This is a genomic window from Kitasatospora sp. NPDC001527, assembly GCF_040298605.1.
Taxonomy (GTDB): domain Bacteria; phylum Actinomycetota; class Actinomycetes; order Streptomycetales; family Streptomycetaceae; genus Kitasatospora.
Genome location: NZ_JBEPAM010000098.1, coordinates 1 through 10,072 on the forward strand (window position 1 = coordinate 1; position 10,072 = coordinate 10,072).

At 76.6% G+C, this 10,072-nt stretch carries 3 protein-coding genes; all 3 read right to left on the reverse strand.

The annotated features are described in order from the left end of the window. Nucleotides 1–2,718 (reverse strand): type I polyketide synthase (locus tag ABT238_RS38175; protein ID WP_350807061.1); only part of this gene is annotated, 2,718 nt, incomplete at its 3' end. A 59-nt stretch (nucleotides 2,719–2,777) separates the two neighbouring features. Next, complete coding sequence (locus ABT238_RS38180; RefSeq protein WP_350807065.1) at nucleotides 2,778–7,727, reverse strand: type I polyketide synthase; 4,950 nt, start codon at nucleotides 7,725–7,727, stop codon at nucleotides 2,778–2,780. Then, nucleotides 7,727–10,072, reverse strand: a 2,346-nt coding sequence (locus tag ABT238_RS38185) for an SDR family NAD(P)-dependent oxidoreductase (RefSeq protein ID WP_350807071.1), incomplete at its 5' end; no start/stop codon positions are given. The genes ABT238_RS38185 and ABT238_RS38180, both read right to left, overlap by 1 nt.

Consider the following 10,072-nt stretch of genomic DNA (forward strand, 5'->3'; position numbering starts at 1 on the left):
GGTGTGGGTGGGGAAGGTGGTGTGCCAGTCGATGGTGGCGCCGTGGGTGTGGAGGTGGGCGGCGGAGGTGAGGAGGCGGGTGGGTCCGCCTTCGCCGCGGCGCAGGGTGCCGGTGACGATGGTGTCGGTGCCGGTGGTGTCGAGGGTTTCCTGGAGGGCGAGGGTGAGGACGGGGTGGGGGCTGATCTCGATGAAGACGCCGAATCCGTCGCCGGCCAGGGTGCGGGTGGCGGTTTCGAGTTCGACGGTCTGGCGCAGGTTGGTGTACCAGTACTCGGCGTTGAGGGTGGTGGTGTCGATGGGTGTGCCGGTGACGGTGGAGTAGAAGGGCACGGTGGTCGAGCGCGGGGTGACGGGGGCGAGGGCTTCCAGCAACTCCTCACGGATGCGCTCGACCTGCACCGAGTGCGAGGCGTAGTCGACGGGGATGATCCTCGCCCGGGTGCCGTCGCCCTCGCAGGCGGCCTGGAGTTCACGCAGGGCTTCGGGTTCGCCGGCGACGACCATGGAGGTGGGGCCGTTGACGGCGGCGAGGGAGATGCGTTCGCCCCATGGTGTCATGCGGGTGAGGAGGTCGTTCTGGGGGAGGGAGACGGACATCATGCCGCCGGTGCCGGAGAGGGCGCGGATGGCCTGGCTGCGGAGGGTGACGATGCGGGCGGCGTCGTCGAGGGAGAGGGCGCCGGCGACGCAGGCGGCGGCGATCTCGCCCTGGGAGTGGCCGACCACGGCGTCCGGGACGATGCCGAGGGAGGCCCACAGGGCGGACAGCGAGACCATCACGGCGAACAGGGCGGGCTGGACGACGTCGACGCGTTCCAGGGTCGGCGCGCCGGGGGTCTCGCGCAGGACCTCTTCGAGTGACCAGTCGACGAAGGGTGCCAGGGCCTGCTCGCATTCGGCGAGGCGCTGGGCGAAGGCGGGTGAGGTGTCGAGGAGTTCGACGGCCATGCCGGCCCACTGGGAGCCCTGGCCGGGGAAGACGAAGACCCGGCCGCCGGCGGGGCCGGCGACGCCGGTGGTCACGTTGTCGGCGGGAGTGTCGGCGGCCAGGGCGGCCAGGCCCTCGGCCGCCTCGGCGGCGTCCGTGGCGAGGACGACCGCGCGGTGCTCGAACACCGCACGCGAGGAGACCAGCGAGTAGCCCACGGCGCCCAGCTCCGGAGCACCCTCGGCCAGCAGCGCACCGAGCCGCTCGGCCTGAGCGCGCAGCGACGCGGCGCTGCGCGCCGACACCACCAGCGGCACCACCCCCGAACCCGGCAGCACGGACGGGTACTCCTCGACGGCGGGCTCGTCCCGGCCCTCCGGCGCCTCCTCGTCGGTGACCTCCGCCGGAGCCTCCTCGATGATCGTGTGGGCGTTGGTGCCGCTCGCGCCGAAGGAGGAGATGCCGGCCCGCCGGGGCTCCTCGCCCTGCGGCCACGGCTGCTCCTGCGTCAGCAGCCGCACCGCGCCGGACTCCCAGTCCACCTTCCGCGAGGGCTCCTCCACGTGCAGGGTGCGCGGCAGCACACCGTTGCGCATCGCCATCACCGTCTTGATGACCCCGGCCACGCCGGAGGCCGCCGCCGCGTGCCCGAGGTTGGACTTCAGCGAACCCAGCCACAGCGGCCGCTCGGCGGGCCGACCCTGGCCGTACGTCGCCAGCAGGGCGCCGGCCTCGATCGGGTCGCCCAGCGTCGTCGCCGTGCCGTGCGCCTCGACGAGGTCGACCTGCGCGGGCTTGAGCCGGGCGTCGGCCAGCGCGGCCCGGATCACCCGCTGCTGGGCGGGGCCGTTCGGCGCGGTCAGGCCGTTGCTGGCGCCGTCCTGGTTGATCGCGCTGCCCCGGACGACCGCGAGCACCGGGTGCCCGTTGCGCCGCGCGTCCGACAGCCGCTCCAGCAGCAGCACGCCGACGCCCTCCGCCCACACGGTGCCGTCCGCCGTCTCGGAGAACGCCCGGCAGCGGGCGGTCGGGGACAGCGCCCGCTGCCGGCTGTACTCGATGAACCCGGTCGGGGTGGCCATCACCGTCGTGCCGCCGGTCAGCGCCAGCGAGGACTCGCCCCGGCGCAGCGACTGGCAGGCCAGGTGCAGGGCCACCAGCGAGGAGGAGCAGGCGGTGTCGACGGTGAGGGCCGGCCCCTCCAGGCCGAGGGTGTACGCGACCCGGCCGGACAGGATGGCGCCGGAGGCGCCCAGCGACATCTGCCCTTCCAGCCCCTCGGGGAGCTCGGTGACGTTGCTGCCGTAGTCGAAGTCGGTGGCGCCGACGAACACGCCCGTCCGCGAGCCGCGCAGCGAGCCGGGCGTGACCCCGGCGCGCTCCAGCGTCTCCCAGGCGACCTCCAGCAGCAGCCGCTGCTGCGGGTTCATCGACAGCGCCTCGCGCGGCGAGATGCCGAAGAACGGGGCGTCGAAGCGGTCGACGCCGTCGAGGAAGCCGCCCTCGCGGACGTAGGTGCGGCCCTTGCGGTCCGGGTCCGGGTCGTAGAGCGCGTCGAGGTCCCAGCCCCGGTCGGTGGGGAACGGCGTGATCGCGTCCCGGCCCTCGGCGACGAGCGCCCACAGGTCCTCGGGGGTCCGGACGCCGCCCGGGAAGCGGCAGCCCATCGCCACCACGGCGATCGGCTCGTGCTCCTTCTCCTGGAGCTCGTCGAGGCGCTGACGGGCCACGCGCAGGTTGGCGGTCGCCCGCTTGAGGTAGTCGCGAAGCTTCGCTTCGTTCTCCATCACTCGTCAGCTCCTCGAAGACCGTGGGACGGAAAGGCCGTGGGTGGGTGTGCGGTGGTTCATGCGATGTCGTCGAGTTCGAGGTCCAGCAGGTCGAACATCTCCTCGTCGGTGGCCGCGTCGAGGTCGTCGACGGAGCCGCGCTGGTCGCCGGGGCCGGACCAGGTGCGCAGCAGGGACTGCAGACGCTCGGCCACCGCGGCGCGGGCCTCCTCGTCCGGGTCCAGCGCCGCCAGGGAGGCCTCCAGCCGGTCGAGTTCGGCGAGGACGGGCCCGGCGGGCGAGCCGCCGTCGGGCAGCAGTTCGGCGCCGAGGTAGGAGGCGAGCGCGGCGGCGGTGGGGTGGTCGAAGACCAGCGTGACCGGCAGCCGCAGCCCGGTCGCCACGCCCAGGCGGTTGCGCAGCTCCACCGCGGTGAGCGAGTCGAAGCCCAGCTCCTTGAAGGCCCGCTCGGCCTCGACGGCGGTGGAGTTGGGGTGGCCGAGGACGACGGCGGCCAGCGACCTGACCAGGTCGAGCAGCACCCGCTGCCGGTCCGCGCCGTCCAGCTGGGCGAGGCGGCGCAGCAGGGCCTCGGAGTCGTCCTGCCCCTCGCCCTGCGGGCCCGGCGCGGCGGTGAGGGCCTCCCGGGCCTGCGGCAGGTCGCGCAGCAGGGGCAGCGGCCGGCCGGCGGCGAGCGCGGGCGCGAACCGCGCCCAGTCGAGGTCGGCGACCACCTGGCACGGCTCGCCGCCGCCCACCGCCCGCAGCAGCGCGTCGCCGGCCCGGTCGCCGGCCATCGGGGCCGCGCCGCGGCGCCGCAGCTGGTCCGCCACCGCCGCGTCGACCATCCCGCCGTCGGCGAGCGCGCTCCAGGCCACCGAGGTGGCGGCCAGCCCGTCCGCGTGGCGCTGGTGCGCGAGCGCGTCCAGGACGGCGTTCGCCGCGGCGTAGCTGCCCTGGCCGGCGGCGCCCACGGTGCCGGCGATGGAGGAGAAGAGCACGAACGCGGACAGGTCGCAGTCCTTGGTGAGCTCGTGCAGGTTCAGCGCCCCGGTCACCTTGGGCCGCAGGGTGCGCTCGGCCTGCTCGGCGGTCAGGGTGTCGAGCACGCCGTCGTCGAGCACGCCCGCGGCGTGCACCACCGCGGTCAGCGGCAGGTCGCGCGGCAGGGAGTCCAGCAGGCCGGCGAGCGCGGCGCGGTCCGCGACGTCGCAGGCCGCGAGCGTGACCCGGACGCCGGCGGCGGTGAGTTCGGCCGCCAGCTCCTCGGCGCCCGGAGCGGCGGAACCGCGCCGGCCGGTCAGCACCAGGTGCTCGGCGCCCTCCCGGGCCAGCCGGCGGGCCACCGCGGCGCCCGCGCCGCCCGTCCCGCCGGTGATCAGGACGGTGCCGCTCGGCCGCCAGCCGGCCGCGGGGGCCGGGTCGCCGGCGCGCAGCAGGCGGCGGGCGAACACGCCCGCGCCGCGCACCGCGAGCTGGTCCTCGGCGCCGTCGCCGTCCGGGCCGGCCGGAGCGGCCAGTACGGCGGCGAGCCGGGCGAGCGCCCGCTCGTCGAGGACGGCCGGCAGGTCGACCAGGCCGCCCCAGCGCTGCGGGGACTCCAGGGCGGCCACCGTGCCCAGCCCCCAGACGGCGGCCTGGACGGGGCTGTCGAGGCGGTCGGAGGCGCCGGTCGACACCGCTCCCCGGGTCGCCAGCCACAGCGGGGCCTCGATCCCGGCGTCGCCCAGGGCCTGGACCAGCGTCAGGGTGAGGGCGAGCCCGGCGGGGACCGACGGGGCGCCGGGCCGGGGCGCCTCGTCCAGGGCGAGCAGCGAGAGCACCCCGGCGGGCGCCGTCGCGGTGTCCGCGAGCGCGGCGCCGATCAGCCCGGCGAGGGCGGCGCGGTCCGTGCCGGCGGCGATCTCGACGGGCACGAGCTCCGCGCCGGGGCCGGCCAGGCCGGTGAGCACGGCCGCGACCGGCCGGTCCGCGGTGTGTCCCGCCGGGACGGCGACCAGCCAGCGGCCCGTGAGCGGCGCGGCGGCCGGCTCCGGCAGCGGGCGCCAGCCGGTCCGGTACCGCCAGGAGTCCAGCGCCGCGCCGTCGGTCCGCCGGCGGCGCCAGGCGGACAGCAGCGGCAGCGCCGACCGCAGGGCGTCGGCCGCCCCGGGGTCCCCGGGCTCCTCGACGCCGGCCTCCAGCGCGGCGGCCAGCGCCGGGAGGTCCTCGCCCTCCACCGCCGCCCAGAAGGCGGCCTCCGCCGGGTCCTGCGCGGTCGCGGACACCGCGGCGGAACTCTCCAGCCAGTAGTTCCGGCGCTGGAAGGGATAGGTGGGCAGGTCGAAGGCGCGGGTGTGCGCGGCGGGCAGCACGGCCGCCCAGTCCACCGCCGCGCCCCGGACGTACGCCTGGGCCAGCGACAGCAGCATCCGGTCCGGGCCGCCCTCGCCGCGGCGCAGCGAGCCGACGACGCCCGCCTCCGCGCCGACCGCCTCGATGGTCTCCTGCACCGCGAAGGCCAGCACGGGGTGCGGGCTCACCTCGATCAGGATCCGGTGGCCCGCGGCCAGGATCCGGCGGGTGGCCTGCTCCAGTTGGACCGTTTGGCGCAGGTTCCGGGCCCAGTACCCGGCGTCCAGGCCGGCGGTGTCGACGGGCTCGCCGGTGACCGTCGAGAAGAAGACCGTCGCGCACGAGCGGGGGGCGATCGGGGCGAGCAGCTCCAGCAGCCGGTCGTGGATCCGCTCCACCTGGTGCGAGTGCGAGGCGTAGTCGACCGGGATGATCCTCGCCCGGACGCCGTCGGCCTCGCAGGACGCCAGCAGCTCGCGCAGCGCCCCGGGTTCGCCGGAGACCACCATCGAGGCGGGGCCGTTGACGGCGGCCAGCGACAGCCGCTCGCCCCACGGCGCCATCCGCGCGAGCAGCGCGTCCTGCGGCAGCGAGACGGACATCATCCCGCCGTCCCCGGACAGCGCCCGCAGCGCCCGGCTGCGCAGCGCCACCACCCGGGCGGCGTCCTCCAGCGACAGCGCGCCGGCCACGCAGGCCGCGGCGATCTCGCCCTGGGAGTGGCCCGCCACGGCGGCGGGCTCCACGCCGTAGGAGCGCCAGACGGCGGCGAGGGCCACCATCACCGAGAACAGCAGCGGCTGGACCACGTCCACCCGGTCCGTCGAGGGCGCGTCCGGCGCGCCGCGCACCACCGCGTCCAGCGACCAGTCCACGAACGGCGCCAGGGCGCGCTCGCAGTCGGCCATCACCGCGGCGAACACGGGCGAGGACTCCAGCAGTTCCTCCGCCATGCCCGCCCATTGCGAGCCCTGGCCGGGGAACAGGAAGACCGGGCGGGTGGTGTTCACCGCGAGGCCCTCGGCCAGCCCCGGGGCGGCGGTGCCGGCGGCGAGCGCGTCCAGGGCGGTGCGGAAGTCCTCGCGGGTGCGGCCGACGACGACCGCGCGGCGCTCGAACGCGGAGCGGGTGTGGGCGAGCGCCGCCCCGAGGCCGGCGAGGTCGTCCTCCGGGTGGCGGTCCAGGTGCCGGCGCAGCTGGGCGGCGCGGTCCCGCAGCGCGGCCTCGGTGCGGCCGGACAGCGGCCACGCCAGCGGGCCGGCGGCCGGAGCGGCGGGGGCGACGGGTTCCGCGTCCTCCTCGGCCGGGGCCTGCTCCAGGATGACGTGCGCGTTGGTGCCGCTGACCCCGAAGGCGGAGATCGCGCCCCGGCGGGGGCGTCCCAGCTCGGGCCACGCGGTGGCCTCGCGCAGCAGGGAGACGGCGCCGGCCGACCAGTCCACGGCGGGCGAGGGCTCGTCGATGTGCAGGCTGGCGGGCAGCACGCCCCGACGGATCGCCAGGACGGTCTTGATGATGCCGCCGACCCCGGCCGCGGCCTGGGTGTGGCCGATGTTGGACTTCAGGGAGCCCAGCCACAGCGGACGCCCCTCCGGCCGGCCCCGGCCGTAGGTGGCCAGCAGCGCCTGCGCCTCGATCGGGTCGCCGAGCCGGGTGCCGGTGCCGTGCGCCTCCACCATGTCGACGTCGGCGGTGGTGAGGTCGGCGGCGGCCAGCGCCTGCTGGATGACCCGCTGCTGGGCGGGGCCGTTGGGCGCGCTGAGGCCGTTGCTGGCGCCGTCCTGGTTGATCGCGCTGCCCCGCACCACGGCGAGCACCGGGTGCCCGTTGCGCCGCGCGTCCGACAGCCGCTCCAGCAGCACCATGCCAGCGCCCTCGCCCCAGCCGGTGCCGTCGGCGGCGGCGGCGAAGGCCTTGCAGCGGCCGTCCGGCGCCAGGCCGCGCTGACGGCTGAACTCGACGAAGACACCGGGGTTGGCCACGATCGCGGCGCCGCCGGCCAGGGCCAGCGAGCACTCGCCCCGGCGCAGCGACTGGGCGGCCAGGTGGAGGGTCACCAGCGAGGACGAGCAGGCGGTGTCCAGGGTGACGGCGGGCCCCTCCAGGCCGAGGGTGTAGGAGATCCGGCCCGAGGCCACGCTGGTCACGTTGCCGATCAGCAGGTGGCCCTCGACGCTCGGGTCCGCCAGCGCCGGATCGCCCCCGTACTGGAAGGAGGTCGCGCCGACGAAGACGCCGGCCTTCTCGCCCTTCAGCGACAGCGGGTCGATCCCGGCGCGCTCGATGGCCTCCCAGGAGACCTCCAGGAGCAGCCGGTGCTGCGGGTCCATGGCCAGCGCCTCGCGCGGCGAGATCCCGAAGAACGCCGGGTCGAACTGGCCGGCGTCGTAGAGGAAGCCGCCCTCGCGGGTGTTGCAGGTGCCGGAGACGGCCGGGTCCGGGTCGTAGAGGCCGTCGAGGTCCCAGCCGCGGTCGGTGGGGAACGCGGAGACCGCGTCCCGGCCCGCCGCGACCAGCTCCCACAGGTCCTCGGGCGAGCGCACCCCGCCCGGGAAGCGGCAGCCCATGCCCACGATCGCGATCGGCTCCCGCTCCCGGTCCTGCACCTCCTGCAGGCGCCGGCGGGTCCGGTGCAGGTCGGCGGTGACCCGCTTGAGGTAGTCGAGCAGCTTCTCTTCTTGCTCGTTGGCCATCAGGACGCCCCGAAGTCGTTGTCGATCAGCTTGAAGATCTCGTCGGCGGAAGCAGCCAGCAGCTGCTCCTCGACCGAGGCCGCGGCGCCGCCCTGCGGGGTGCCGCCGCTGCCGCCGGTGCTCTCGATCCGTGCCATCAGGCCCTGCAGACGGCTGGTGAGCCGCTCCCGCGCGCCGCTGTCCGCGGTGATCTCCGCCAGCGACTCCTCCCACCGGTCCAGGTCGTCGAGGACGGCGTCGGCCGTCATCGGCTGCGGCGGGAACAGCTCGTCCCGCAGGAGCCGGGCCAGCGGGGCCGGGGCCGGGTGGTCGAAGATCAGCGTGGCGGGCAGCGACAGCCCGGTGGCGCCGTTCAGTCGGTTGCGCAGCTCCACGGCCGTCAGCGAGTCGAACCCGAGCTCCTTGAAGGCGCGGTCGTCGGCGATCGCGTCGGGGGAGGAGTGGCCGAGGACGGCGGCGGTGTGCGCGCGCACCAGGTCCGTCAGCACCCGTTCCCGCTCCGCCTCCGGTAGGCCGGCCAGGCCGTCCGTCACGCTGCCGGCGTCCTGCCGCGCGGCGTCCTGCGGCTCCACGGCCGCCTCCAACACCCGCCGGACCTCCGGCAGTTCGTCGATGAGCGGGCGGCGGCGGGCGGCGGTGAAGCCCGGCACGAACCGGTCCCAGCGCACGTCGGCGAGGACCAGCGTGGTCTCCTGGCGGGCCAGCGCCCCGTGCAGGGCCGCCACCGTCAGCTCCGGCGCCATCGGCGGCAGGCCCCGGCGGCTCAGGTGCTCCTCCACGCCGTCGCCCTCGATCATGCCCTTGTCCGCCCAGGGGCCCCAGGCCACCGAGGTGGCCGCCAGGCCGCGCGCCCGGCGCCGCTCGGCGAGCGCGTCCAGGAAGGAGTTGGCCGCGGCGTAGGCACCCTGCCCGCCGCTGCCCCAGGCGGCGGCGACGGAGGAGAACAGCACGAAGGCTTCGAGGCGGGTCCCGTCCAGGAGTTCGTCGAGGTGGACGGCCCCGGACACCTTGCCCTCGGCCATGGCCGCGAAGTCGGCCGGCGTGCTGTCGGCGATCTGCCGGAAGTGGACCACCCCGGCGGCGTGGAACACCGCGCGCACGGGCGAGCCCTCGGCCTCCAGGCCGTCCAGCAGCCCGGCCAGCGCCGCCCGGTCGGCGACGTCGCACGCGGCGAGCGTCACCCGGGCGCCCAGGCCGCGCAGTTCGCCCGCCAGCTCCTCGGCGCCCGGAGCGGCGGAACCGCGCCGGCTGGTGAGTACCAGGTGCCCGGCCCCGGTGCGGGCCAGCCAGCGGGCCACCTGGGCGCCCAGGCCGCCGGTGCCGCCGGTGATGAGCACGGTGCCGCCCGGCTGCCACTTGACCTCGTCGGCCGGCGCGCCCAGCGGGGCGTGCACCAGCCGCCGGACGAAGACGCCCGCGGTACGCACCGCCAGCTGGTCCTCGTCGCCCGCGGCGGCGAGGATCCCGGCCAGCCGGGCCGCGGCGCGCTCGTCGACGGCGGCGGGCAGGTCGACCAGGCCGCCCCAGCGCTCGGGGTGCTCCAGGCCGGCCACCCGGCCCAGGCCCCACACGGTCGCCTGCTCGGCGCGGTCGACCGGGTCGGTCGGGCTCACCGAGACGGCGGCGCGGGTCGCGAGCCACAGCGGGCAGGGGATCCCCGCGTCCCCGAGCGCCTGCACCAGGGCCAGGTTCAGCGCCAGGCCGTGCGGCAGGACCGGGTGCCGCGGGTCCGGCCCGTCGGCGAAGGCGAGCAGGGACAGCACGCCCGCCGGCACCTCGCCGGCCGAGGCCTCCCGCAGCCGCTCGGCGACCGCGTCGCGCTCACCCTCGGCCAGTTCGACGACGACCGTCCGCGCTCCGCGCTCCGCGAGGGCGTGCAGGACGGCGGCGTGCGCGTCGCTGCCGGATCCCTCGCCGCCGGCCGCCGGAACGGCCACCAGCCAGGTGCCGTTCAGCGCGCCGCGCGGCTCGGTGGCCACCGGGTGCCAGGCGATCCGGTACCGCCAGGCCTCCATGGCGGCCTGCTCGTTCTGCCGGCGGTGCCAGGAGGACAGCAGGGGCACCATCTCGCTCAGCGGCGTGGCGGGGTCGACTTCGAGCATCGCGGCCAGGGCGTCCAGGTCCTGGTGCTCGACCGCCGCCCAGAACCGCCCGTCCGCGGAGGCCGACGGCGACGCGGCGGTGAGGCCGTGGGCTCCGGCCGTCGGGGCGTCGGGGACGGCCGGCGTCGCGAACCAGTAGCGGTCGCGTTGGAAGGCGTAGGTGGGCAGGTCGACGCGGTGGGCGTTGGGGAAGACGGTGGTCCAGTCGATGGTGAGGCCGGTGGTGTGCATGCGGCCGAGTGC

Bases quoted from the DNA above. Each gene is read 5' to 3' on its own strand.
- ABT238_RS38180 (WP_350807065.1), bottom strand. From the start codon at position 7,727: ATGGCCAACGAGCAAGAAGAGAAGCTGCTCGACTACCTCAAGCGGGTC.